Annotated in this window: 23 protein-coding genes; 8 read left to right on the top strand and 15 right to left on the bottom strand. The window is 69.5% G+C overall.

Features of this window, described 5'->3' with window-relative positions:
• Positions 1-38 precede the first annotated feature (38 nt).
• Both KME78_RS22170 and KME78_RS22175 read right to left on the bottom strand, forming a co-directional pair.
• The gene (locus tag KME78_RS22170; RefSeq protein ID WP_308127073.1) at positions 39-1,289 is read right to left on the bottom strand and encodes a class I SAM-dependent RNA methyltransferase; all 1,251 of its coding nucleotides are present in this window, start codon (positions 1,287-1,289) and stop codon (positions 39-41) included.
• A 50-nt stretch (positions 1,290-1,339) separates the two neighbouring features.
• Positions 1,340-3,409: an APC family permease gene (locus KME78_RS22175; RefSeq protein WP_308127074.1), complete on the bottom strand. Its 2,070-nt coding sequence runs from the start codon at positions 3,407-3,409 to the stop codon at positions 1,340-1,342.
• A gap of 103 nt (positions 3,410-3,512) precedes the next feature.
• Between KME78_RS22175 and KME78_RS22180 the strand changes: the two genes are divergently transcribed.
• Together KME78_RS22180 and KME78_RS22185 are read left to right on the top strand one after the other, a co-directional pair.
• Positions 3,513-4,178: a potassium channel family protein gene (locus KME78_RS22180; RefSeq protein WP_219531037.1), complete on the top strand. Its 666-nt coding sequence runs from the start codon at positions 3,513-3,515 to the stop codon at positions 4,176-4,178.
• On the top strand, positions 4,178-4,837 hold the full coding sequence (locus tag KME78_RS22185; RefSeq protein WP_219531038.1) for a potassium channel family protein: 660 nt from the start codon (positions 4,178-4,180) through the stop codon (positions 4,835-4,837). The genes KME78_RS22180 and KME78_RS22185 overlap by 1 nt, the downstream gene beginning before the upstream one ends.
• 16 nt (positions 4,838-4,853) lie before the next feature.
• Here KME78_RS22185 and KME78_RS22190 read toward each other — a convergent pair whose 3' ends face one another.
• The 5 genes from KME78_RS22190 to KME78_RS22210 all read right to left on the bottom strand — a co-directional run bounded on the left by KME78_RS22190 (position 4,854) and on the right by KME78_RS22210 (position 8,363).
• Complete coding sequence (locus KME78_RS22190; RefSeq protein ID WP_308127075.1) at positions 4,854-5,522, bottom strand: DUF3159 domain-containing protein; 669 nt, start codon at positions 5,520-5,522, stop codon at positions 4,854-4,856.
• A 4-nt stretch (positions 5,523-5,526) separates the two neighbouring features.
• Positions 5,527-5,733 carry an OB-fold nucleic acid binding domain-containing protein gene (locus KME78_RS68445; RefSeq protein ID WP_225289212.1) on the bottom strand — a complete coding sequence of 69 codons (207 nt, stop codon included), beginning with the start codon at positions 5,731-5,733 and terminating at the stop codon, positions 5,527-5,529.
• A gap of 208 nt (positions 5,734-5,941) precedes the next feature.
• Positions 5,942-6,592 carry a DUF3710 domain-containing protein gene (locus KME78_RS22200; protein ID WP_308127076.1) on the bottom strand — a complete coding sequence of 217 codons (651 nt, stop codon included), beginning with the start codon at positions 6,590-6,592 and terminating at the stop codon, positions 5,942-5,944.
• Positions 6,593-6,601: 9 nt separating this feature from the next.
• Complete coding sequence (dut, locus tag KME78_RS22205; protein WP_219531039.1) at positions 6,602-7,042, bottom strand: dUTP diphosphatase; 441 nt, start codon at positions 7,040-7,042, stop codon at positions 6,602-6,604.
• Positions 7,043-7,220: 178 nt separating this feature from the next.
• Positions 7,221-8,363 carry an AI-2E family transporter gene (locus KME78_RS22210; RefSeq protein ID WP_219531040.1) on the bottom strand — a complete coding sequence of 381 codons (1,143 nt, stop codon included), beginning with the start codon at positions 8,361-8,363 and terminating at the stop codon, positions 7,221-7,223.
• Between the two features lie 91 nt (positions 8,364-8,454).
• Between KME78_RS22210 and KME78_RS22215 the strand changes: the two genes are divergently transcribed.
• Positions 8,455-10,632 (top strand): DUF6351 family protein, encoded by a 2,178-nt coding sequence (locus KME78_RS22215; RefSeq protein WP_219531041.1) that lies wholly within the window; start codon positions 8,455-8,457, stop codon positions 10,630-10,632.
• 3 nt (positions 10,633-10,635) lie between these two features.
• On the opposite strand, the gene valS is transcribed toward KME78_RS22215, so the two are convergent.
• Positions 10,636-13,149, bottom strand: coding sequence for a valine--tRNA ligase (gene valS, locus KME78_RS22220; RefSeq protein ID WP_246651570.1), 2,514 nt, complete (start codon positions 13,147-13,149; stop codon positions 10,636-10,638).
• A 79-nt stretch (positions 13,150-13,228) separates the two neighbouring features.
• On the opposite strand from valS, the gene KME78_RS22225 reads away from it, so the two are divergent.
• Positions 13,229-13,513, top strand: a complete 285-nt coding sequence (locus tag KME78_RS22225) for a DUF4235 domain-containing protein (protein ID WP_219531042.1) — start codon at positions 13,229-13,231, stop codon at positions 13,511-13,513.
• Here KME78_RS22225 and KME78_RS22230 read toward each other — a convergent pair.
• Genes KME78_RS22230 through KME78_RS22240 form a run of 3 tightly spaced genes read right to left on the bottom strand, consistent with a single transcriptional unit; the run spans position 13,446 to position 17,387 of the window.
• Entirely contained in the window at positions 13,446-14,879 is a 1,434-nt protein-coding gene (locus tag KME78_RS22230) for an alpha,alpha-trehalose-phosphate synthase (UDP-forming) (protein WP_308127077.1), read from the bottom strand. The genes KME78_RS22225 and KME78_RS22230 overlap by 68 nt on opposite strands.
• A gap of 10 nt (positions 14,880-14,889) precedes the next feature.
• Positions 14,890-16,431, bottom strand: a complete 1,542-nt coding sequence (locus KME78_RS22235; RefSeq protein WP_219531044.1) for an FAD-dependent monooxygenase — start codon at positions 16,429-16,431, stop codon at positions 14,890-14,892.
• A complete protein-coding gene (locus KME78_RS22240) occupies positions 16,428-17,387 on the bottom strand; it encodes an MBL fold metallo-hydrolase (protein ID WP_219531045.1) in 960 nt (319 codons plus the stop codon). Before KME78_RS22240 ends, KME78_RS22235 begins: the two co-directional genes overlap by 4 nt.
• Before the next feature lie 132 nt (positions 17,388-17,519).
• On the opposite strand from KME78_RS22240, the gene paaI reads away from it, so the two are divergent.
• From paaI to KME78_RS22255, 3 genes are read left to right on the top strand one after another with little or no spacing between them, the layout of a single operon-like run.
• Positions 17,520-17,888, top strand: coding sequence for a hydroxyphenylacetyl-CoA thioesterase PaaI (paaI, locus tag KME78_RS22245; protein WP_219531231.1), 369 nt, complete (start codon positions 17,520-17,522; stop codon positions 17,886-17,888).
• Positions 17,885-19,192 (top strand): phenylacetate--CoA ligase PaaK, encoded by a 1,308-nt coding sequence (gene paaK, locus KME78_RS22250; RefSeq protein WP_219531046.1) that lies wholly within the window; start codon positions 17,885-17,887, stop codon positions 19,190-19,192. The genes paaI and paaK overlap by 4 nt, the downstream gene beginning before the upstream one ends.
• 4 nt (positions 19,193-19,196) lie before the next feature.
• Positions 19,197-19,790: a TetR/AcrR family transcriptional regulator gene (locus KME78_RS22255; protein WP_219531047.1), complete on the top strand. Its 594-nt coding sequence runs from the start codon at positions 19,197-19,199 to the stop codon at positions 19,788-19,790.
• Here the strand turns inward: KME78_RS22255 and KME78_RS22260 are convergent.
• The 4 genes from KME78_RS22260 to KME78_RS22275 form a co-directional block, all read right to left on the bottom strand.
• Entirely contained in the window at positions 19,787-20,587 is an 801-nt protein-coding gene (locus tag KME78_RS22260) for a hypothetical protein (protein ID WP_308127078.1), read from the bottom strand. The genes KME78_RS22255 and KME78_RS22260 overlap by 4 nt on opposite strands.
• A gap of 15 nt (positions 20,588-20,602) precedes the next feature.
• Positions 20,603-20,902 (bottom strand): DUF4193 domain-containing protein, encoded by a 300-nt coding sequence (locus KME78_RS22265; RefSeq protein WP_020542847.1) that lies wholly within the window; start codon positions 20,900-20,902, stop codon positions 20,603-20,605.
• A gap of 286 nt (positions 20,903-21,188) precedes the next feature.
• Entirely contained in the window at positions 21,189-22,508 is a 1,320-nt protein-coding gene (locus tag KME78_RS22270; protein ID WP_308127079.1) for a sensor histidine kinase, read from the bottom strand.
• The gene (locus KME78_RS22275) at positions 22,505-23,158 is read right to left on the bottom strand and encodes a response regulator transcription factor (protein ID WP_219531048.1); all 654 of its coding nucleotides are present in this window, start codon (positions 23,156-23,158) and stop codon (positions 22,505-22,507) included. The genes KME78_RS22270 and KME78_RS22275 overlap by 4 nt, the downstream gene beginning before the upstream one ends.
• A gap of 226 nt (positions 23,159-23,384) precedes the next feature.
• Here KME78_RS22275 and KME78_RS22280 point away from each other — a divergent pair, with 226 nt between their 5' ends.
• Positions 23,385-23,549 (top strand): hypothetical protein, encoded by a 165-nt coding sequence (locus KME78_RS22280; RefSeq protein ID WP_219531049.1) that lies wholly within the window; start codon positions 23,385-23,387, stop codon positions 23,547-23,549.
• Positions 23,550-23,572: the final 23 nt, after the last annotated feature.

Below are 23,572 nucleotides of genomic sequence, written 5' to 3' on the forward strand. Positions count from 1 at the left end.
TACGGTACCCAACCGGCCCGGTCACCCAAGCGTACGAGCTACTTCCTGGCCAGCAGTGCCACGCACTCCACATGGTGCGTCATCGGAAAGGCGTCGAAAGCCCGCAGATCGACCAGCTCATAGCCGTCGTCACCCAGCCAGGACAGGTCGCGGGCCAGCGTCGCCGGGTCGCACGAGACGTACACGATCCGCGACGCCTCCAGCGCGGCGATCCGGTGGACCACCTCGCGCCCGAGCCCCGACCGGGGCGGGTCGACGACGACGATGTCGGCGCGCTCGATCTGGAACCGGTCCAGCGCCTCCTCCACCCGCCCCCGCTCCACCCGGGCCTGCGGCAGGTCGCGGAGGTTGGCGCGGGCGTCGCGGACGGCGGCGGCCTCCGACTCCAGGCCGAACACCGCGCCCTCGGCCCCCACGCCCTCCGCCAGGCCGGCGGCGAACAGGCCGACCCCGCAGTAGAGGTCCAGGGCCCACTCTCCGGGCTCCGGCGCGGCATAGGACAGCACTGCGTCGAGCAGGGTCTCGGCGGCGCCTGGATGCACCTGCCAGAAGCCGCTGCCCGCCACCCTGAACTCCCGGTCGCCCACCTGCTCGTGCAGCACCCCGGAGCCCTTGCGCGGCACCGTGTGGCCCTTGCCCTGGTCGAGCAGGATCGAGGCGGACGCGTCGAGGTCAGGGACGGTCACGCTACGCCTGGGCCGCGGCTTGACCACCACGGCCCGGTCGCCGGCCGAGGAGGCGATCACCTCGACGCCGGACGCGCCCCGCCACTCGCGCTGCTCGGCCCCGACGGCCTCCACCTCCGGGTGCGCGATCAGGCAGGCGTCGACCACCTCGATGTCGTGCGAGCGGTGCTTGCGGAAGCCGAGCTCGCCGCCGGGCCGGGCGGCGAACTGGACACGGGTGCGCCAGCCGAGCCCGTCCTTGGCGCCCGGCACCTCCTCGACCACGACCTCACGCTCGATGCCGGCCAGCCTGCTCAGCTGCTCGGCGACCACGGCGGCCTTGAGGCCGCGCTGCGCCTCCAGGGTGGCGTGCTGCCAGTCGCAGCCGCCGCAGCGGCCGGGGCCGGCGAAGGGGCAGGGCGGGGTCACGCGGTCGGGTGACGGGTCGAGCACCTGCACGGCGTCGGCCCGGAGGAAGCGGGTGGTCTCCTCGGTGACCTCGGCGATGACCCGCTCGCCCGGCAGCGCGTGGCGTACGAAGACCACTCGCCCTTCATGGCGCGCCACGCACCAGCCGCCATGGGCGACCGGACCTACCGTCAGCTCGAGAGATGCCTGTTCCACACGGACACCCTATGCCCTGGCCGACCCTGCCACTTTCCGGGCTTACTACACTACAGAGAGTGGTCGCTCGCCTTGACCTCGTCCTTCGCCTTGACGTCCTTCTTGACGATCTGAGGTCCCGCCCGGCGCGAGGCGCCCGGCGCGAACGGCTCGCGCCGCCCCTTGAGCCGGTCGGAGGAGTGGAGCTGCCACGGCACGCTCGTCACCATCACACCCGGCTTGAACAGCAGCCGCGCCTTCAGCCGCAGCGCGCTCTGGTTGTGCAGCAGGTGCTCCCACCAGTGACCGACCACGTACTCCGGGATGAACACAGTCACCACGTCGCGCGGTGAGCGGCGGCGCAGGGTCTTGACGTAGTCGAGGATCGGCTGGGTGATCTCCCGGTAGGGGGAGTCGAGCATCTTGAGCGGCACCGGGATGCCCAGGCGCTCCCACTCGTCCTGGAGGTGGCGGGCATCGGCGCCCTCGACGCCGACGGTGATCGCCTCCAGCGTGGACGGCCTGGTGGCGCGGGCGTAGGCGAGGGCACGCATCGTCGGCTTGTGAATCTTGGAGACGAGCACGATCGCGTGGTTGCGCGCCGGCAGCATCGACTCGTCGAACTCCTCGGTGATCTCCAGCTCGGCCGCCACGTTGTCGTAGTGGCGCCGGATGGCCTTCATCATGAGGAACAGGACCGGCATCGCGAAGCACACGATCCAGGCGCCGACCAGGAACTTGGTCAGCAGCACCACGACCAGCACCAGCCCGGTCATGATGCCGCCGAAGAAGTTGATCACCCGCGAGCGGTGCATCTGGTGCCGGATCTTGGGGTCGGTCTCGGTCTTGAGATGGCGGGTCCAGTGGATGACCATGCCGATCTGGCTGAGCGTGAAGGAGACGAACACGCCGACGATGTAGAGGTTCAGCAGCCGGCTGACGTCGGCGTTGAACCCCCACAGCAGCAGGCACGCGCCCAGCGCCAGGATGACGATGCCGTTGGAGAAGGCCAGCCGGTCGCCGCGGGTGTGCAGCTGGCGGGGCAGGTAGCGGTCCTGGGCCAGGATCGAGCCGAGCACCGGGAAGCCGTTGAAGGCGGTGTTGGCGGCGAGGAACAGGATGAGCGCGGTGACCGCCGAGATGACCACGAACGGCAGCGAGCCGCCGCCGAAGACCGCGTCGGCCACCTGCGAGATGATCGGCTGCTGGTAGTAACCGGGCCCGACCGGCGACCCGTCCGGCAGGTGCAGGTCGTGGGCCACCACGGACGGCTCGGCCACCTTCACGCCCGAGGCCAGGCCCAGCGCGATGATGCCGCCGAACATGGTGATCGACACCAGGCCCATCATGAGCAGCGTGGTGGCGGCGTTCTTGCTCTTGGGCTTGCGGAAGGCGGGCACGCCGTTGCTGATGGCCTCGACACCGGTCAGCGCCGCGCAGCCGGAGGAGAAGGCGCGCAGGATCAGGAAGGCGGCGGCGAAGCTGGTCAGGTTCGCCTGCTCGGCGTCGATCGTGAACCCGGCGCTGGGCGCCTGCAACTCGTCGCCGAGCACCAGCAGCCGGAAGCCGCCCCAGGCGATCAACCCCAGCACCGCGAGCATGAACGCGTACGTCGGGATGGCGAAGGCCGCCCCCGACTCGCGCAGGCCGCGCAGGTTGACGACGGTGAGCAGGACCACGATGCCGATGGCGACGGCCGGCTTGTGCTCGCCGACGAACGGGATCGTGGCGCCCACGTAGTCGACGCCGTTGGCGACCGACACGGCCACGGTCAGCACGTAGTCGACCATGAGCGCGCTGGCCACGGTCAGCCCGGCGTTCTTGCCCAGGTTGGTGGTGGCCACCTCGTAGTCGCCGCCGCCGCTCGGGTAGGCGTGCACGTTCTGCCGGTACGAGGCCACGACCGTGAGCATCACGACCACGACGGCGATCGCGACCCACGGACTGTAGGAGTAGAACGACACGCCCGCCAGCGACAGGATGACCAGGATCTCCTGCGGCGCGTACGCCACCGAGGACAGGGCGTCGCTGGCGAAGATGGGCAGGGCTATACGTTTGGGCAGCAGTTGCTCGTGAAGCTGGCCGCTTCTTAGCGCCCGCCCCACAAGCACGCGTTTGACAAGATCCGTTACCTTCGCCACGTAACGAAATGCTAGTCCCCCATGCCAGGGGCGCCGACGGGGTGCTCCCCTATCGGGCCATACTGGTGTCGAGCAACCGGCCGACCGCGAAGTGCGGGGGAGTATGCATATAGTGATCATGGGCTGTGGCCGGGTCGGTTCGACCCTGGCCCACATCCTCGAGGACAACGGCCACACGGTCGCGATCATTGATCGCGATCCTCAGGCCTTCCGCCGGCTGCGGGCCGGTTTTCGCGGGCGGCGGGTGACCGGCGTCGGATTCGACCGTGACGTGCTCACCGAGGCGGGCATCGAGTCCGCGGCCGCGTACGTGGCGGTCTCCAGCGGCGACAACTCCAACATCATCTCGGCGCGCGCGGCGCGCGAGACGTTCGGCGTCGACAACGTGGTGGCCCGCATCTACGACCCGCGGCGGGCCGAGGTCTACCAGCGGCTGGGCATTCCCACGGTGGCGACCGTGCGGTGGACCGCCGACCAGATCCTGCGCCGCATCCTGCCCGAGGGCGCCGAGCCGCTCTGGCGCGACCCCACCGGCACCGTGATCCTGGCGGAGGTCGCCACGCATCCCAGCTGGATCGGCACCCGGGTCGTCGATCTCGAGGCACGGGCCAGGACCCGCGCCGCCTACCTCAACCGCATGGGCGAGGCCCTGGTCATCGCCGAGGACACCGTGATCCAGGAAGGCGACGTGCTGCACGTCGTCGCCGCCGAGAACGACATGGAGCGGATCAACAAGGTGCTGGCCCTGGCACCGGAAGAGGACCACTGATGCGCGTCGCCATCGCCGGGGCGGGGGCCGTGGGCCGGTCCATCGCGGCCGAACTGCTGGAGAACGGCCACGAGGTCCTCCTGATCGACATCGACCCCCGCGCCATCAAGATCGACAGTGTGCCGCGGGCGGAATGGCTGCTGGCCGACGCCTGCGAGATCGCCTCGCTCGACGAGGCGGGCCTCAGCAACTGCCACGTCGTCGTCGCCTCCTCCGGCGACGACAAGGTCAACCTCGTGGTGTCGCTGCTGGCCAAGACCGAGTACGGCGTGCCGCGCGTGGTGGCCCGCATCAACCACCCCAACAACGAGTGGCTGTTCAACGAGTCGTGGGGCGTGGACGTGGCGGTCTCGACGCCGCGCCTGCTGAGCGCGCTGGTCGAGGAGGCGGTGAGCGTCGGCGACCTGGTGCGGCTGATGACCTTCCGCCAGGGGCAGGCCAACCTGGTCGAGCTCACCCTGGCCGAGGACGCGCCCGTGGTGGGCCAGCGGGCCGGCTCGGTGCCGTGGCCGGTCGACTCGGCGCTGGTCGCGATCCTGCGCGAGGGCCGGGTGCTGGTGCCGACCAACGACGACCCGCTGGAGGCGGGCGACGAGCTGTTGTTCGTCGCCAACCAGGAGGTGGAGCAGGAGCTGGCGCACCTGCTCTCCCAGCACTGAGCGGCTGACGGGGAGGCTAGGCGGGGGCGACCGGCTTGATCGGCGTTCGCCCCCTGCCGAGCAGCCACAGCATCGCGCCGAGGGCGGCCACCTGGAGCGGCCAGCCCATCACGATCTTCGCGAAGCCGAGGGCGGCCACGGCCTCGTCGCCGCCGCCGAACAGCCACACGGGCAGCTGCACGGCCACCCGGACCACGCACGGGATCAGCAGCATCCAGGTCAGCTTGGTGCAGAGCCGGACGATGCCCGCATCCTTGTGCCAGGCCGTGGGGTCGCCGGTGACCGAGCCGATCAGGAACCCGACCACGGGCCAGCGGGTGACGATCGACAGCAGCATCGCCAACGAGTAGCCGGCGTTCCACAGGATGCCGGGCAGGAAGTAGTCCTTCGCGTCGCCGGTGCGGCTGGCGAAGAACGCGCCGATCGCGATGCCGATCAGGCTGTTGATCACGAACTGCGGCGTCGACCGCTGCACGATCCTGACCAGCAGCAGCACGACCGCCAGCGAGATGCTGACGATGAGCGACAGCTTCAGGTCTTCGGTGACGATCCACGACAGCGTGAACGCGATGGTCGGCACCGCCGCCTCGATGATGCCCCGCACGCCGCCGAACGCCTTGGCGAGCTGGGCTCGCACCGCCGCTTCGACGGTGTCGTGGGCGACCTCTTCCGCCTCAGCACTCACCTGATCAACTCCCTGGGCGCAGCTCGTAGCGAGGATTGAACATCACCTTGCGCCCGTCCTGCATGCTGACCAGGCCCTCTGCCTTGACGGTGCGCCCGGGCTCGATGCCCGCGATCTTGCGGCGGCCGAGCCACACCAGGTCGATGACGTCCGACCCGTCGTAGAGCTCGGCCTCGAGGGCGGGTGCGCCGCCTCTGGGCCGCAGTGTCACGGTACGTAGCGTACCGGCTACGCAGAAGCGACGCCGCCCGCCACACGAGACGATGGGGGTCGCGCCGACCTCGTCGACGTCTTCCCGTAGTTCTTGGGCTTCGATTTCGGACTGGGTGGAGGCCAGCCGACTGAAGAAACCGCGCAATCCCCCGCGTTTCGGAGGTTCTGCCGTACTCATGATGACTCAGCCTACGTGATAGGAACGGTCAGCGAATCTCGCTGATCTCGGGTCCTCGTTTGAACGGGTTGAGCCCCGGGCTCTCGTCCGTCTCGGCGCTCTGCTCGTTGGGGCGGCGCAGCGTGATCGCCTCTTCCCGGGCCATCGGCTCGGTGCCCCGGACGACCACGACATCCCTGACGAAGTCGAGGAGCACGTTCGCCACGTTCTCGTCGAGCGCGGCCCGGCCGCTGATCATCGCCAGCAGGAACCAGCGCGGACCGTCGATGCCGATGTAGCGGGCCTTGCGGGTGGTGTTGCCCTCGCCGGCGATGTCGCCGAGCAGCTCGGGACCGAACGGGCCCGCCTGCTCGGTGAGATTCTTGGCACCCGAATGGATCTTGGCCCGGACCTCGTCCCACAGACCCATGGTCTTGGGCGCGGCCAGTGCCTGGAGCTGCAGCGAGCTCTCCTCGTACAGCACGACGACACCGACGTTCTGGTCACCCACCGAGGCCAGCCGCAGATCGAAGTCGGGGTTGTGCGGCAGGCGCAGCCCGCCGAGATCGATCCTGTCGGTGTCGGGGTGGGGCTCGTCGGCGTCCCATGGGCCGGATTCGCGCATGGGGGCGGCGGAGGCCTTCTGCTCTGCCGCCTGATCCGGCTGCTCACGACGGCGACGTCGGAACACTGTGCTCACTCTCCCTGGTTAACGTCCTGTTGATCCGAAACCGCCGGTGCCGCGGGCCGAGCCGGGCAGCAGCTCCACCTCGGTGAACGCCGCCCGCTCGACGCGTTTGACGACCAGCTGGGCCACCCGGTCCCCACGGCTCAGGCGGAAGGGCTCCTTGGCGTCGGTGTTGATCACCGTCACCTTGATCTCGCCGCGGTAGCCGGCGTCGACCGTGCCTGGCGCGTTGACCAGCGTGACGCCGTACTTGGCGGCCAGGCCCGAGCGAGGGTGCACGAACGCGGCGTAGCCGTCGGGCAGCGCGATCGCGAGGCCCGTCCCGACCACGGCGCGCTCACCGGGCAGCAGCTCGACGTCCTCGGCCGCGTAAAGGTCGGCGCCCGCGTCGCCCGGATGGGCGTAGGACGGCACCGGCAGCCCGTCGTCGAGTCGCTGAATGAGGACCTGCACGTCGGTCAAGGGTTCACCTCACGGTCGTGGTGCTCGGCGGCGATGCGCCCCCTCAGCCTCAAGGTACGCCCTTCCGCCCGCGCTCCGGTCGCACCGGACAGGCGGGTGGAGTGTCGGGCCACCGGGAAAAGGGGAAAAGCCCTCCGAACTCGGGCGTCCCTCGGTGAGGTGGTCACGGGTGACGAGATTACTCGGTGTCAGACGGACTATCGTCCTTGTCCCCCGCCTCCGCGCCCGGCGGGGGGTCGGGTGGCGGGGCGGGGACCGGCGGAAGGGCGGCCGGTTTGTGCACCAGCTCGGGCAGCGCCCGGTAGATCACCGCCGCCACGGGCACGGCCACCGCCGCTCCCGCGATGCCGGCCAGGATGCCGCCGACGGCCAGCACGAGGATGATGGCCAGCGGGTGGAAGTTGAGCGCCCGGCCGACGATGAGCGGCTGGAGCACGTGGTTCTCCAGCTGCTGCTCGACGACCAGGATGCCGATGAAGATCAGCGCGTAGACGGGCCCTTTGGCGCCCAGCGTGACCAGGGTGGCGATCGTACCCGCGAAGAAGATGCCGACGATCGGGATGAAGCTGGCGAAGAAGATCAGCACCGCGAGCGGCGCCCATAGCGGCACGCCCATGCCGGCCAGCACGATGCCCATGATCAAGCCGTGCACGGCGGCGACCGCGACGGTGCCCTGCACGTAGTGGGAGAGCGTGGTCCAGGCGGCCCGGCCGGCCCGGTCGACCCGTGGCTCCATCGAGCCGAACCCCCGCAGGAACCACGACCAGATCCGGTCGCCGTCCTTGAGCAGGAAGAACGAGACGAACAGCAGCAGCACGAGGGACGCGAGCACCTCGAAGGCGACGGCGCCGGCGGTCAGGACCGTGCTCGTGATGGCCGTGCGCTGGGCGTTGACCATCGTCGCGATCTCGTCGACGTAGCTGGTGATCTGCGCCTCTTTGAGGTGCAGCGGGCCGGTGATCAGCCAGTTCTGGACGTCGCGGGCGGTGGACTGGACCTGTTCGACCAGGTTGGGGAACTCCTCGGTGGCCCGCGCGCCGACCAGCCAGCCGGTGCCGCTGAGCACCGCGAGCGCCACCAGCATGGTGATCCAGGTGGCGTAGATGGGGCGCATGCCCGCATCGCGCAGGCTCCTGGTGAGCGGGAACAGCAGCGCGGTCAGCAACAGGGCGATGGCGACGGGCAGGGCCACGAAGCTGAGCCGCGCGATGCCCTGGACGAAGAAGTAGACGACCACGCCGACGAGGATCAGGCACAGGCACCAGGCGGCCATCTTGGCCAGCACGGGTGGCACGAGCTTGGTTGGGCGGTCGGTCAGCACGTGTTCAAGACTGGCACGTGAGCGGAATGGATGCGCGCGGATAAAAGATCGGGTCTGGGCAACGGCATGATCACATGCGAACGTCATGGGCATGAAGACCGTCGCGCTGCTCAAGGTGAGCGCCATCACCGCCGTGATCGCGTGTCTCGTCGCGGCCCCGGTGCCCGCCCTGGCCTCGCGCGGCGAGCCCGCGCTCGACGTGCTGTCCAGCCGCGCCGACCGGGTCAGCGGCGGTGACGCCCTGATCCGGGTACAGGTGAGCCAGGGCATGCGCCTGAAGGTGCTGCGCAACGGCGAGGACGTCACCGCGGCCTTCAAACCGGACCCCGGCGGTGAGTCGTTCAGCGGCCTGGTGACCGGGCTGATCGACGGCGACAACACGATCAAGGCGTTAGCCGGGCCGTTCAAAGAGACGCTGAAGTTACGCAACCACCCGATCTCCGGACCGATCTTCTCGGGGCCGCACCAATACCCGTTCCTGTGCAAGACCGAGCGGAGCGGGCTCGGCCCGCCGGTCGCCGACAACCAGGACGGCCAGGGCATGCGCACCACGGGCGGGTGGAGCAGGGACTGCTTCGCGCCGGTGCTGACGGAGCGGCTCTACCGCTCGACGGACGGCACGTTCAAGACGATGCCCGCCGAGCGTCCCGCGGACATGACGACCGCCACCACGATCGACGGCCGGACCGTGGACTTCGTGGTCCGCCGCGAGCGCGGCGTGATCAACCGCTTCCTCTACTCCATCGCGATGCTGGAGGACGGCTACAACGGCCGGGCGATCTACCGCTTCGACGGTGGCGTGGGGATCGGCCACGACCAGGGCACGCTCGGCGGCAGCGCGCTCGACGCGTACGGGCTGGGCAAGGGTTACGCGATCCTCTACTCGTCGGGCACCCGCACCTCGACGCACTACAACCTGATCCTGGGCGGCGAGACGGCGCTGATGGTGAAGGAGCGGTTCATCGAGCGGTACGGCGTACCGCTCTACACGGTCGGCGTGGGCGGCTCGGGCGGCGCCCTCCAGCAGTACATCTACGGGCAGAACTACGGCACCGAGGTGATCGACGCGGCGATCCCGCAATACTCCTATCCCGACATGGTCACCCAGACCATCCACGTCGGCGACTGCGAGCTGCTCGAACGGTACATGGACCACAACCCGCGCTGGGCGTCCTGGGATGCGCGGACCGCGCTGATCGGGATGAACGCCAGCGACACCGTGGACAACCCCTATACCGGCAAGCCCGGCTCCGACGAGTGCGTCAAGGGCTGGCGGGGGCTCACGCCGCTGACCATGAACCCGTTATGGAGCTCCAGCAACGATCCCGAGTGGGCCAAGATGGACCCGCCCGGCGTCAAGGACACGGTCCAGTGGACGCACTGGGACGACCTGCGCGAGGTCTACGGCGTCGCCCCCGACGGCTACGCCCGCTCCACCTGGGACAACGTCGGCGTCCAGTACGGTTTGACGTCGCTGGTGAAGGGCCTGATCACGCCCGCGGAGTTCCTCGACGTCAACGCGCGCGCCGGCTCCTGGAAGGAGTCGAAGGACATGGTGCGGGAGGGCTGTCCGTTCACCCCCTCCCTCTGCCAGGATCCGGCCCAGTTCGACCCGTGGAGCGCCCGCAACCAGCAGACGGGGGACCCGGCTCCGCGGCGGACCGGCGACCCGATCGCGATCAAGAACGTGGAGCGCAGCGGCCTGGTGTTCAAGGGCGACATCGCCATCCCGGTCATCGACTGGCGCCACTACCTCGAGGACCAGCTCGACATGCACGACGCGCACCAGTCGTTCGTCTCGCGCCAGCGGATGCTGAACTACGACGGCAACGCCGGCAACCAGGTCATCTGGTTCACCGACGCCCGCCCCGACGGGCCGGCGTTCGACCAGACGCCCGAGGCGCTGCGGGTGATGGACCAGTGGATGGCCAACCTCCGCGCCCGCCCGTGGCGCGGGGTGGCGGGCAACAAGCCCGCCGCGGCCGTGGACCGCTGCTTCAGCACCACCGGGGCGCAGATCGCGGCCGGTCCGCACGTGTGGGACGGCATCCTGGACCACCACGCCGCCGGCGCCTGCACGGCGCGCTTCCCGCTTTACTCCACCTCCCGCGTCGTGGCGGGCGGTCCGCTGGAGGGCGGGGTCTACAAGTGCCGCCTGCAGCCGGTGTCCAGGGCCATCGCCCGCGGCCTGTACGGCTCGTGGCGCCCCTCCCCCGAGGAGCGGGCCCGCCTTGAGGCGATCTTCCCCTCGGGGGTGTGCGACTACTAGCTCCTACTGTTCGAGCGTCACCTCGACGGCGAACTCGGGACCGTCGTCGAGGACGAACTCCTCGACGTTGCCCGCGCCGCACAGGTCGTCCTGTGCCAGCCGTACCAGGGCGATCTCGGGGCCGGACACGGTGAGGCGGGAGACCTCGGCGCGCATCGACAGCTTGACCGCGGACTTGGCCTTGCGGATCCGCGCGAGCACGTCGGAGGCCACGGTGAGCACCGCCGGGTCACCCGCGCCCGCCGGCACCGACGGCCAGGCCGCGCGGTGGACCGAGCCGGGACGCCACCAGGACCAGACCTCCTCCGTGACGAACGGCAGGAACGGCGCGAAGAGCCGCAGCAGCACGTCGAGCGCCTGGCGCAGCGCCGCGTGCGCCGAGGCGGCCGCCGGGCCGCTCTCGTAGGCCCTGGCCTTGACCAGCTCCAGGTAGTCGTCGCAGAACGCCCAGAAGAAGCGCTCGGCGGCCTCCATCGCCCGGGTGTAGTCGTAGCCCTCGAACGCCTGGGTGGCCTCCTCGACCACGCTGGAGAGCTGGGCCAGCATCGCCAGGTCGAGCGGCTCGGTGACCGCCGCATCGGAGTCCGGGAAGCCGAGCACGAACTTCGACGCGTTGAGGATCTTGATGGCGAGCCGCCGGCCGACCTTGATCTGGCCGGTGTCGAAGGCCGTGTCGGTGCCGGGCCGGCCGCTGGCCGCCCAGTAGCGGATGGCGTCGGAGCCGTACTCCTCCAGCAGCCCGAGCGGCGTCGTGACGTTGCCCTTGGACTTGGACATCTTCTTGCGGTCGGGGTCGAGGATCCAGCCCGCGATGACCACGTCGCGCCACGGCAGCGTGCCGAACTCCTGGTGCGCCCTGACCACGGTGGAGAACAGCCAGGTGCGGATGATCTCGTGCGCCTGCGGCCGCAGGTCCATCGGGAAGACCCGGCCGAACAGGTCGGGATCGCGCTCCCAGCCGCCGGCGATCTCCGGCGTGAGGGACGAGGTCGCCCAGGTGTCCATGATGTCCGGATCGCCCATGAAGCCGCCCGGCACGCCCCGCTGGTCCTCGGTGTAGCCGTCGGGCACCTGCGAGGAGGGGTCCATCGGCAGCAGGTCCTCCGGCGGGACCAGCGGACGGGAGTAGTCGGGCTCGCCCGACCCGTCCAGCGGGTACCAGACGGGGATCGGCACGCCGAAGAAGCGCTGCCGGGAGATCAGCCAGTCGCCGGCCAGCCCCCGCACCCAGTTGTCGTAGCGCACCTTCATGTGCGGCGGGTGCCAGCGCAGCTCGGCGCCCCTGTCCAGCAGCCGCTCGCGCAGCTCGGGGTCGCGCCCGCCGTTGCGGATGTACCACTGACGGGTGGTGACGATCTCCAGCGGGCGGTCGCCCTTCTCGTAGAACTTCACCATCCGCCGCGTGGGGCGCGGGTCGCCGTCCAGGTCGCCCGACTCGCGCAGCAGCTCCACGACGCGTTCGCGGGCGCTGTGGACAGTCTTGCCGGCCAGCTCTTTGTACGGCTCCTGCTCGACGCCCTCGGGCGGCTCGGGCAGCAGGCGGCCGTCCTTGCCGATGATCGGCCTGGTCTCCAGCGCCAGCTCCCGCCACCAGGTGACGTCGGTGATGTCGCCGAACGTGCAGACCATCGCGATGCCGGAGCCCTTGTCGGGCTCGGCCAGGTGGTGGGCCAGCACCGGCACCTCGGCGCCGAACAGCGGCGTCAGCACCGAGGTGCCGAACAGCGGCTGGTAGCGCTCGTCGTCGGGGTGCGCCACCAGGGCCACGCAGGCGGGCAGCAGCTCGGGCCGGGTCGTCTCGATCCAGACCGGCCCCTTCTCGCCGTAGAAGGAGACCCGGTGGAAGGCTCCCGGCCACTCGCGGTCTTCGAGCTCGGCCTGGGCGACGGCGGTGCGGAAGGAGACGTCCCACAGCGTCGGCGCCTCGGCCAGGTAGGCCTCGCCGCGCGCCAGGGTGCGCAGGAAGGCCCGCTGCGAGGCGGCCCGTGCCCCGGCGTCGATGGTCGCGTACGTCATCGACCAGTCGACGGACAGCCCCAGCCGGCGCCACAGCTCCTCGAAGGCCTTCTCGTCCTCGGCGGTCAGCCGCTCGCACAGCTCGATGAAGTTGCCGCGTGAGACGGAGATCTGCCGCTTGGGGTCGGGCTTGGCCGGAGGTGTGAAGTCGGGGTCGTAGGGCACCGAAGGGTCACAGCGGACGCCGAAGTGGTTCTGCACCCGGCGCTCGGTGGGCAGGCCGTTGTCGTCCCACCCCATGGGATAGAAGACCTCGCGCCCGCGCATCCGCTGGTAGCGGGCGATGGTGTCAGTGTGCGTGTAGGAGAAGACGTGACCGACGTGGAGGGAGCCGGAGACGGTGGGCGGCGGTGTGTCGATCGAGTAGATCTGCTCGCGCGTCTTGGACCGGTCGAACCGGTAGGTACCGTCATCTTCCCAGCGGGCTACCCATACCTGCTCCAAGCCATCGAGAGTCGGTTTCTCCGGCATGGCGGCATGGCGTAGTCGCTGCTGATTCATGCCTCCATATGGTACGGCTTCACCGGCCTGGGAGGCGTTGCAGACTAGTGTTCGTTACAAAGCGGAAGGAGACGTTCGGATGGCAGACGACAAGCCCGACCTCGCCTGGCGGGTCATCGGCGGTCTGGTCGGATTGGTCACCGCCTGGGCGGCGCGCAAGATCCTCGGGTTCGTCTGGGTGAAGACCACCGGCAAGGAGCCGCCGATCGACACCGACTCACCCGAGGTCAGCCTGGGCGAGGCGATCGGTTACGCCGTGGTGATGGGCGTCGGGATGTCCGTGGCGCAGATCGTGGTCAACCGGACCGCCAAGAAGCGGTATGAGGCGTGGAAGACCGTGAAGCAGGTGACTCCAAAGCATTGAGAAACTCGCCGGCCCAGCGGTCCACGTCGTAGGTGGCGACCCGGCGGCGCATCGTCCGCATCCGCCGGGACAGCTCGTGCGGCGTGGCCCGCATCGCCGTCATCATCTGCCGCTTGACGTCCTCGACGTCATAGGGATTGACCAGGTACGACTGCCGCAGCTCGTCGGCCGCCCCGGCGAACTCACTGAGCACGAGCGCGCCCCGTAGGTCGTGGTGGCAGGCGACGTACTCCTTGGCCACCAGGTTCATCCCGTCACGCAGCGGCGTGACCACCATGACGTCGGCGGCCAGGTAGAGCGCGGCCAGCTCCTCCCGGCCGTACGACTGGTGGAAATACTGGATCGGCTGGAGGCCGAGCATCGCGTGCTCGCCGTTGATCCGGCCGACCTGCAGCTCGATGTCGTCGCGCAAGCGTCGGTACTCCTCCACCCGTTCCCGCGAAGGCGTGGCGATCTGCACGAACACCGCCTCGTTGGGCTGCAGCCGCCCCTCCTTGAGCAGCTCGCCGAACGCCTCCAGCCGTAGCCCGATGCCCTTGGTGTAGTCGAGCCGGTCCACGCCGAGCAGCACGTGCTCCGGATCGCCGAGCTCGGCCCTGATCTCCTTGGCCCGGGTCATGATGTGCGGCTCGCGCACCATCCGGTCGAGCTCGCCGAAGTCCACCGAGATGGGGAACGCCTGCGTGGTCACGATCCGGTCGTCGAGGAAGATCTCGTTCCCCTTGTACGGCAGGCCGAGCAGCCTGCGGCACAGCCGCCGGAAGTTCGAGGCGCCGCCGGGCAGCTGGAAGCCCACCAGGTCGGCCCCGAGCAGCCCCTCGACGAGTTCCTTGCGCCAGGGCAGCCGCCAGAACAGCTCGACCGGCGGGAACGGGATGTGCAGGAAGAAGCCGATGCGCAGGTCCGGCCGGAGCCTGCGCAGCATGGCGGGGACGAGCTGGAGCTGGTAGTCCTGCACCCAGACGACCGCCCCCTCCTCGGCCGCCTCGGCCGCGGCCTCGGCGAAGCGCTGGTTGACGGCGCGATAGGCGTCCCACATGCCGCGATCGAACACCGGCGGCGCCACCACGTCGTGATAGAGCGGCCAGAGTGTGGCGTTGGAGAAGCCCTCGTAGTAGAGCTCCACCTCACTGGCCGAGAGCGGCACCGGGATCAGGTTCATGCCGTCCTGGTCGAACGGCTCCAGGAGCTCGTCGGCGGCGCCGTGCCAGCCCAGCCAGGCGCCGTGCCGGCGCTGCATGACAGGAGCGATGGCGGTCACGAGCCCGCCGGGGCTCCTGCGCCACGAGGCCGTCCCGTCCGGCTCGACCGTTCGATCCACCGGCAACCGGTTGGCGACGATCATAAACGAGTTACGGCCACTCACCCAGGTCCTCCTAGACTGCATCCTCCGCGAGCCGCAGGACGCGGCGCACGGCGGCGCTCACCCGCTCGGGCTTCGCTTGGGAGACAATCGCCGCGACATGGGCGTCCGGCCTGACGATCCAGACCTCGCCCCGCTCCACACCCAGCGTCTCCGCCAGGTCTCCGGAGCGGTCCAATGCCGCGAACTCCCGCACGGCGAGCGGCGCCGTAGTGACCTTGCCCAGGACCTGCGCAAACAAACGTGAATCGCACATATCGCCCAATAGGACAAGGATTCCGGCTCGGCAGAATTCGCGCAGCCGGCCACCGCCCGGCAGCGGGACGTCGGGCAGCACCACCCCGGGAGCGGGCGCCGGACTCGCCCCTTTCGGGGGCCGGCCACCGAAAGGGCGCCTCGGGTCGGGTGTGGTGAGCGGCGAGTCGACATACCAGTACGGCTCGGCGAACCGGCCCGAGTCGATCTCCTCGGGCACGCCCTTCTCCAGCGCCGCCCGCCGGCGCGCCCGCTCCCCCTCGGTCCTCGGCGCCAGGAAGCGCATGGTGGCGCCGGTCACCTCCAGGTTCTCCAGCGCGGCCGCGTGCCGCTCGATGTGGTACGTCTCCAGCAGCTCTTCTGGGGCCCAGCCGCAGGCGACGAAGGCCAGCTTCCAGGCGGCGTTCTCGGCGTCGGGCACGCCGGAGTTGAGGCCACGGGCGCCGAACGGGGCCACCAGGTGGGCGCAGTCACCGGCCAGCAGCACCCGGCCCGCCCGCATGCGGGAGGCGACGCGGGAGTGGAAGCGGTACGTGGTCCGCCAGAGCAGGTCATAGTCCCGCTCACCAATGATTTGCCTGATTTTTCGCGAAATATCGGCTTCTGTTGGGGTGTAGTCCGGCGGGACCTGCCAGTCGATGCGGAACGTCGATCCGGGGCAGGGATGGATGAGCACCTGCCTGCCGGGGTTCCACTCGGGGTCGAAGTAGAAGCGCCTCTCGTGCTCCCAGCCGGGCAGGTCGGCCCTGATGTCGCAGATGAGGAACTGGTCGTCGAAGGTCTCTCCGTCGAAGGTGATGCCCAGCGCCCGGCGTACCTGCTGGGCCTTGGCGCCCGCGCAGGCCAGCACGTAGGGGGCGCGCAGCACCCGGTCACCGCAGTGCACCGTGACGCCCTCGGTGTCCTGGGTCAGGCCGGTGACCTCGTGGTCCCAGCGCACCTCGATGAGCGGCTGGGCGGCGATGGCGTCGTCCAGGATCCGCTCGGTGCGCGACTGCGAGATGTTGACGCACGGCGGCAGCGGGCCCTGGCCGCCGAACGTCCACGAGAACAGCTCGCGGCCCTGGTAGTAGGTGCGGGCGGTGGTCCAGGCCAGACCCTCCGCGGCGATCCGGCCCGCGCCGACGGCCGACCAGATGTCGAGCACGTCCCGCTGCTGGCAGATGGACCTGGACCCCGTGGCGGCGCGCGCGGGACTCCGGTCGAGGACGAGCACGGGCAGCCCCCAGTGAGCCAGCAGCAGCGCCGCCGTCTGCCCGACGGGCCCGGCCCCGATGACGATGACCGCGTCCCCAGTCACGACTGGAGCTGCTCCCAGACCGCGCGGTCGCGTTCGGCCGTCCAGATGACCGGTCGTTCGACGCCGTCGAGCTCGTCCCACAGCCGGGAGACGTTGAACGGCAGGCAGTGCTCGAAGATGGGCCAGGCGCCGTAGCGGGGTTCGAGTGCCCGGTGGGTGTTCGCGAACGCCTCCTTGAGCGTGCCGCCGCCCTCGTGGGCCCGGCCGACCTCGCGGAGCATCACGGCCAGGAAGTCACGGGTCTGCGCGATGGCCGCCTCCACGCCCCGCGCGCCACGGGCCACGGCTCCCCTGCCGCCCACCAGCGTCTCCGCGCCGAACGCGGCGACCCGGTCGAGCGTCGTGGTGGACCAGTCGCGGTGGAAGGCGTCGCCGGTGTAGAGGGCGGCCTGCGACTCGACCAGGTCGCCGGCGAACATGATGCGCTGCTCCGGCAGCCAGGCCACCAGGTCGCCCTCGGTGTGCCCGCGCCCGCAGTGGGCCAGCACCAGGTCGCCGCGCCCGCCGCCGAGCGCGATGGTGAACCGGTCGCTGAAGGTCGCCGTGGGCCACGTCAGGCCGGGGATGGAGCCGGGCTCCTTGAACAGCCGGGGCATCCGGGCGTACTCGCTGGCCCAGTCCTCGGCGCCACGCTCGGCGATCAGCTCTCTGGTCTTGTCGTGCGTGACGATCACGTCGGCCCCGAACGCCGAGGCGCCCAGCACCCGTACCGCGTGATAGTGCGACAGCACGAGGTATCTGATCGGCTTGTCCGTGTGCTCGCGCAGCCGGGCGAGCCACTCGCGGGCGGCGACCGGGGTGGCCAGCGCCTCGAAGCAGACCAGGAAGTCCTCGCCCTCGATCGCGCCGACGTTCGGGTCGCCCTCGGCGGTGAGCGCGTAGACGCCCTCGGCCAGCACTTCCAGCGACTGCCGCTTCTCGCCGAGATCGGCGGACGAGGCGAACGGCTTGACCATGGTTTCCTCCCGTTCAGGCGTACCTCGGGGGGTTCCGTCCGTCTCTTGACAGGGATCGGGCCGGACGGTGAAGTGTTTACCGAACATTCGGTCAGTTGACAAGGGAGACTTGCGTTGGAGAGCGCGCGCCGCATGATGGACGCCGACACCGCCTCCGCGGCCCTGGGCATCGAGCTGGCGGAGCTGGGCACCGGCCGGGCGGTGTGCCGCATGAAGGTCACCGAGCGGATGATCAACGGGCACGCGCTGTGCCACGGCGGCTACGTCTTCCTGCTGGCCGACACCGCGTTCGCCTGCGCCTGCAACAGCCACGGCCCGGTGACGGTCGCGGCCGGCGCGGAGATCACCTTCGTGGCGCCGGCCCACGCGGGCGACGTGCTGGTGGCCGAAGCCGCCGAGCGCACCCGCTACGGGCGCAGCGGCATCTACGACATCACGGTGAAGAAGGACGACGGCGAGGTGGTCGCGGAGTTCCGCGGCCGCAGCAGGGAGATGCGATGAGACTCGGCGCCGCCCCTCGGCCCGGAGAGCTCGACCCGATCGAGCGGGTCTCGCGCGACGAGCTCATGGCGCTCCAGCTGGAGCGCCTCCAATGGACGCTCCACCACGCATACCAAAATGTCGCGAAATATCGGCAGAAGTTTGATGAGCACGGCGTCCACCCCGCCGACTGCAAGGAGCTCGGCGACCTGGCGAAGTTCCCGTTCACCACGAAGCAGGACCTGCGCGACTGCTACCCGTTCGGCATGTTCGCCGTGCCACGGGAGCGGGTGGCGCGGGTGCACGCCTCCAGCGGCACCACCGGGCAGCCCACGGTGGTCGGCTACACGAAGAAGGATCTCGACATCTGGGCCGATGTCATGGCCCGCTCGCTCCGCGCCTCGGGCGGCCGGCCCGGCGACATCGTGCACATCTCCTACGGCTATGGCCTGTTCACCGGCGGCCTGGGCGCCCACTACGGCGCGGAGCGGCTGGGCTGCACGGTGATACCGGTCTCCGGCGGCATGACGCCCCGCCAGGTGCGGCTCATCGCCGACTTCCGGCCGGACGTCATCATGGTCACGCCGTCGTACATGCTGGCGCTGCTCGACGAGTTCGACCGCCAGGGCCTCGACGCCCGCGCGTCCTCGCTGCGGATCGGCGTCTTCGGCGCCGAGCCGTGGACCGAGGAGATGCGCGCGGAGATCGAGGACCGCTTCGACCTGGACGCCGTCGACATCTACGGCCTGTCGGAGGTGATGGGACCCGGCGTGGCCAACGAGTGCGTCGAGTCCAAGGACGGCCTGCACGTCTGGGAGGACCACTTCTACCCCGAGACCGTCGACCCGTTCACCGGGGCCCCGGCCGAGACGGGCGAGCTGGTCTTCACCAGCCTCACCAAGGAGGCGCTGCCGATCATCCGCTACCGGACCCGCGACCTGACCCGGCTGCTGCCCGGCACCGCGCGGCCGGCGTTCCGGCGGATGGAGAAGGTGACGGGCCGCACCGACGACATGATCATCCTGCGCGGGGTGAACGTCTTCCCGACCCAGATCGAGGAGATCGTGCTGCGCGTGCCGGGACTGTCGCCGCACTTCCAGGTGCACCTCACCAGGCCGGGACGGCTCGACGTGATGACGGTCAAGGTCGAGGCCCGGCGGAGCCTTGAGGCGGGCACAGAGGCCCGCGCGGCGGCCGGGGAGGCGGTGCGCCGGGCCGTCAAGGACACCATCGGCGTGCAGGTCGAGGTCGAGGTGGTGGACCCGGAGACGCTGGAGCGCTCGGTGGGCAAACTCCGGCGAGTCATGGACAAGCGGGATACTTAGCCACATGGCGACCAGTACGACCCGCCGGGGGAAACGCGGACACGATCCCGAGTCCGTGCTCGCCATCGCCGTGGACGTGTTCAACGAGCGCGGCTACGACGGCACCAGCATGGAGGACCTGGCCAGGGCGCTCGGCGTCACCAAGTCGGCGATCTACTACCACGTGCCGGGCAAGGAGCAGCTGCTGGCGCGGGCGCTGGACCGGGCGCTCGGCGGCCTGTTCGCGATGATCGCCGACGAGCGCGCCACCTCGGGCCCGGCGATCGCCCGCCTGGAATGGGTGGTACGCCAGAGCGTCCACATCCTCGTCGACCGCTTGCCGTACGTGACGCTGCTGCTGCGCGTGCGGGGCAACAGCGCGACCGAGCAGGCGGCACTGGAGCGGCGGCGGGAGATCGACCGGTTCGTCAGCCACCTGGTCAAGGAGGCGGCGGCGGAGGGCGGCATCCGGCCCGACGTGGACCCGTCGCTGGTGACGCGGCTGCTGTTCGGCACCGTGAACTCGATCACCGAGTGGTACCGGCCGCCGCGCGGCGGCTCGGCGGACGACCTGGCCGACGCGCTGCTCAAGATGACGTTCGACGGGTTGCGGGTCTAACCCTGGTCCAGCTCCCGTGACCGGCCGCCGGGCGGCAGCTTGCCGCGCAGGTCCTCGCGGATGGCCTGGCCCAGCTTCTTGGTCGCGATCCGGTTGAGCGCGCCGCCGGCGACGGCGCCGGTGAGGAACGGGCCCAGTGTGGTCAGGTGGCGCCCGAGGGTACGCAGGAGCCGGTTGCGCACGGCGGTCTTGGTGGCCGCGCCGAGGGCGAGTGAGACCGAGGCGGGGCTGAGGGGGTCGACGCCGCGCTGTTTGGCCCAGGCCGCGGCGAAGGCGGCCGCGCGCTGGGTGCCGGTGCCCTCGACGCGTACGCCATAGACCTCGTGCAGTTCGGCCAGCAGCTTGACCTCGATGGCGGCCACCACGATGGTCTCGGCGACGAGCTGCGCCGGAGCGGAGAGCAGGAGGGGTGGCGCCGCGAACTCGGCCGCGGCGAGCGCTCCGCCGATGGCGCCGACCGTCATGGTCGCCTTTTGGGCGGTGCGCACCAGGTCGTCGGCGAGTTGCTCGCCGGTCAAGCCGTGATGATGCTCGGAAAGCGTGTGCAGATCTCTGATGGGGATGCGGGGCGCGATGTTCATGAACACATCCGCCAGCCAGCGTCCGCGCCCGACTCCGGTCTCACGCGCCTTGTTCGCGCCAGAGGCCAGAGTGCGGGCTAGACGGCCGAGCAGCCGACGCCGCTCGGCCGGCTCCAGCTCACCGGGGTCGGCGAGCCTGCCCACGAGCTCGCCGACCTCTTGCTCGGGGTCGGCGGTCTCGTTTCCTGGTTGCCGGTCCTTCTCAGGTGCGGCCACGCGGAGCCTCCTTCGTCAGGCGGCGCACTCCCGGCACACCTGCTGGCCGTTCTTCTCAGATGCCAGCTGGCTGCGGTGGTGCACCAGGAAGCAACGCGAGCAGGTGAACTCGTCAGCCTGGCGCGGGATCACGCGCAGGCTCAGCTCTTCGTTCGACAGGTCTGCACCGGGTAGTTCGAGCGACTCGGCCAGGTCTGTCTCATCGATGTCGATGCTGCCCGACGACTTGTCGGTGCGCCGCGCCTGGAGCTCCTGAAGGCTGTCTTCCCCCAGGTCGTCGTCCGTCTTGCGCGGGCTGTCGTAATCGGTAGCCATTGTGCTTGCTCCATCCCCCTCATCTATAAGTCTTCGCGCTCATCGCGCGTCTTCTAACGTCCAGGAGCCTCATCTTGTGCCCGTTCTGCCGGGGGAATTTTTGCATCGGTACCCAGCAGGAAGGAAGCACGAACCTCCCAACACGTCAGGGCCTGCTGCCATCGGCAATGGTTAGCCAAATATGGCCAAACCCACAGCCTTGGCGGCATGCACCACCGTGTTCGACGGCACATCCAACCACATGTGCGGCGAGAACGAGACGCCCGCCGTGGTGCAACACGCCGGATCAGCGGCTCGGCAGCCGAATGGTCACCACAAGTCCTCCGCCCTCCCGAGGCACGGCGGTCACATTTCCACCGTGAGCCTGCACAACAGCACGAACGATGGACAGCCCCAGCCCTGATCCCTTCGCCGAATCCACGCGGTCCGCGTGGAGCCTCCTGAAGGGCTCGAACAGGGTGTTCACCTCGTACGCCGGGACGTGCTGCCCCGTGTTGGCCACCTGAACAACCAGTGCCCCGTCCACCATTCCCGTTCGGATCCATACTTTTCCGTTTTCTGGAATGTTGTACTTGACGGCGTTCTCGAGGAGGTTGCTCACGGAGCGCTCCAAGAGCACCGGATCGCCTATGGTAGGCGCGCTGACCAGTTCGGTGGTGATGGTTACCGAGTTATCTTCGGCGAATGGAGTCACCTGCTCGACGGCGGTCTGGGCGACCTCCTGGACGTCCAGCGGCTTGCGGACCGCCAGCTCGCGTTCGCTCCTGGCGAGCAGCAGCAGACCCTCGATGAGCTTCTCGTTGCGCGCGTTGACTTCGAGCAGGGTACGCCCGAGCGCTTTGAGATCTTCCGACGCCTCGGGATCTGACAGCGCGATCTCCAGGACCGTCCTGTTGATGGTCAGCGGGGTCCGCAACTCGTGCGAGGCGTTGGCGACGAACCTGCGCTGGGTGTCGAAGGCGAGATTGAGCCGGGTGAGCATGGCGTCGAAGGTGTCGGCCAGCTCCTTCAGCTCGTCGTCCGGGCCCTTCAGATCGATGCGCTGATGGGCGAGAGTGCTCTCGGAGAGCTTCTTGGCCGTGGCCGTCATCTGGCTCACCGGCCGCATCGCCCGGTCGGCGACGAAGTAGCCGAGCATCACCGCCAGGATGCCGACGCCCGCCAGCGCCATGAAGGAGCTCTTCAGCAGCGCGTCGCGGGCGCTGGCGACGGTCTGGTCCTTCACGGCGTACCACTGCGCGCGGAAGATGGCCGCGGCGATGGCGTCGATGTTGTCGGTGTTGGGCTCCGGCCACACGACGTTGATCGCGGTGCCGACGATGACGTACATGGAGATCAGGAGCACCGCCGCGGCCACGAAGAACAGCGAGCCGTAGGCGATGGTGAGCCTCCATCGGATGCTCAGCCTGCGCGGCAGCTCCCGGACCCGCTCGATCGTGGTCCGCTGCGGCCGGGTGTACGACGGTGGCGGCGGGCCGTCCCAGGCGGGCGGCCCACTCGGTGGCGGGACCGGCGGCATCTGCTTGCTCCGCGACACGGCCCGCTCCGAATGGGGGCTGATCATCGGGTGCGTCGGCATGGCCTCGCGCTCCGGCCGTTCTCTCACAACTTGTATCCCACTCCGGGCACCGTCTCGATCACCTGCGGATCCCCAAGCTTCTTGCGCAGCGTCATCATCGTCACCCGCACCACGTTGGTGAACGGGTCGATGTTCTCGTCCCACGCCTTGTCCAGCAGGTCCTCCTGGCTGACGACGGCGCCCTCCGCCCGCATCAGCTCTTCCAGGACCGCGAACTCCTTCTTCGTGAGGATGATCTCCTTGCCCTCACGCTCGACCAACCGCTTGCCCGGGTCCAGCCGGACCCCGCCCCGCTCCAGAACGGGCGGCAGCGCGGGCGCGGACCGGCGGCCGAGCGCGCGCACCCGGGCGACCAGCTCGACGAAGACGAACGGCTTGGCCAGGTAGTCGTCGGCCCCCAGGCCGAGCCCCTCCACCTTGTCGTCGACGTCGCCGGACGCGGTCAGCATCAGGATGCGCGAGGCCGTACGCTGCTCCACCAGGCGACGGCAGACCTCGTCCCCGTGCACGACCGGCAGGTCACGGTCCAGAACGATCACGTCGTAGTCGATGTAGGAGGTGCGTTCCAGCGCGCCACCACCGTCATAGGCCACATCCACCGCCATGGCCTCGCGCCGCAGACCGGTCGCGATCGCGTCGGCGAGCACCCGCTCGTCCTCTACAACCAGCACTCGCACGACTGGCACCTCTCTCCGGATCCGCTGCTTCATTCTGCCCACACCTGCGATAAGCGCACGGTAAGGCATGTGCGACGGCTGTGCTGCAAGGCACAGCCAAATTCATGTTTTGGTACGTGATGGGCTGGGGTATGCCTGCTGGACACCCATCGCCGTGTGCCTCATGTGGGTGCCACGCGCGTGGTGGGTGCTCTTCGCCCCGCAACCCCTGAAGAGAGTAGGTGAGATGGGCGAGTTCACGACCACGATCGAAAGCCGCCTCGACCAGGCTTACAAGGGCCTTCGGGAGGCCCGGTGCGCCGGGGACGACTACCTCGCCGACACCCTCACCACCGAGATCGAGGATCTGCGCCGCCTGGCGGATGACAACGGTGTCCCGTTGCCTCATTGATCGGTGTCTCGCGTGACGAAGCG

Source organism: Nonomuraea guangzhouensis, from assembly GCF_019396345.1.
In the GTDB taxonomy this organism is placed as follows: Bacteria; Actinomycetota; Actinomycetes; order Streptosporangiales; family Streptosporangiaceae; genus Nonomuraea; species Nonomuraea guangzhouensis.

Excerpts from the sequence above, each read along its gene's own strand:
- KME78_RS22180 (WP_219531037.1), top strand. The coding sequence starts at position 3,513 with ATGCATATAGTGATCATGGGCTGTGGCCGGGTCGGTTCGACCCTGGCC.
- KME78_RS22185 (WP_219531038.1), top strand. The coding sequence starts at position 4,178 with ATGCGCGTCGCCATCGCCGGGGCGGGGGCCGTGGGCCGGTCCATCGCG.
- KME78_RS22215 (WP_219531041.1), top strand. The coding sequence starts at position 8,455 with ATGAAGACCGTCGCGCTGCTCAAGGTGAGCGCCATCACCGCCGTGATC.
- valS (WP_246651570.1), bottom strand. The coding sequence starts at position 13,149 with ATGAATCAGCAGCGACTACGCCATGCCGCCATGCCGGAGAAACCGACT.
- KME78_RS22225 (WP_219531042.1), top strand. The coding sequence starts at position 13,229 with ATGGCAGACGACAAGCCCGACCTCGCCTGGCGGGTCATCGGCGGTCTG.
- KME78_RS22240 (WP_219531045.1), bottom strand. The coding sequence starts at position 17,387 with ATGGTCAAGCCGTTCGCCTCGTCCGCCGATCTCGGCGAGAAGCGGCAG.
- paaI (WP_219531231.1), top strand. The coding sequence starts at position 17,520 with ATGATGGACGCCGACACCGCCTCCGCGGCCCTGGGCATCGAGCTGGCG.
- paaK (WP_219531046.1), top strand. The coding sequence starts at position 17,885 with ATGAGACTCGGCGCCGCCCCTCGGCCCGGAGAGCTCGACCCGATCGAG.
- KME78_RS22255 (WP_219531047.1), top strand. The coding sequence starts at position 19,197 with ATGGCGACCAGTACGACCCGCCGGGGGAAACGCGGACACGATCCCGAG.
- KME78_RS22265 (WP_020542847.1), bottom strand. The coding sequence starts at position 20,902 with ATGGCTACCGATTACGACAGCCCGCGCAAGACGGACGACGACCTGGGG.
- KME78_RS22280 (WP_219531049.1), top strand. The coding sequence starts at position 23,385 with ATGGGCGAGTTCACGACCACGATCGAAAGCCGCCTCGACCAGGCTTAC.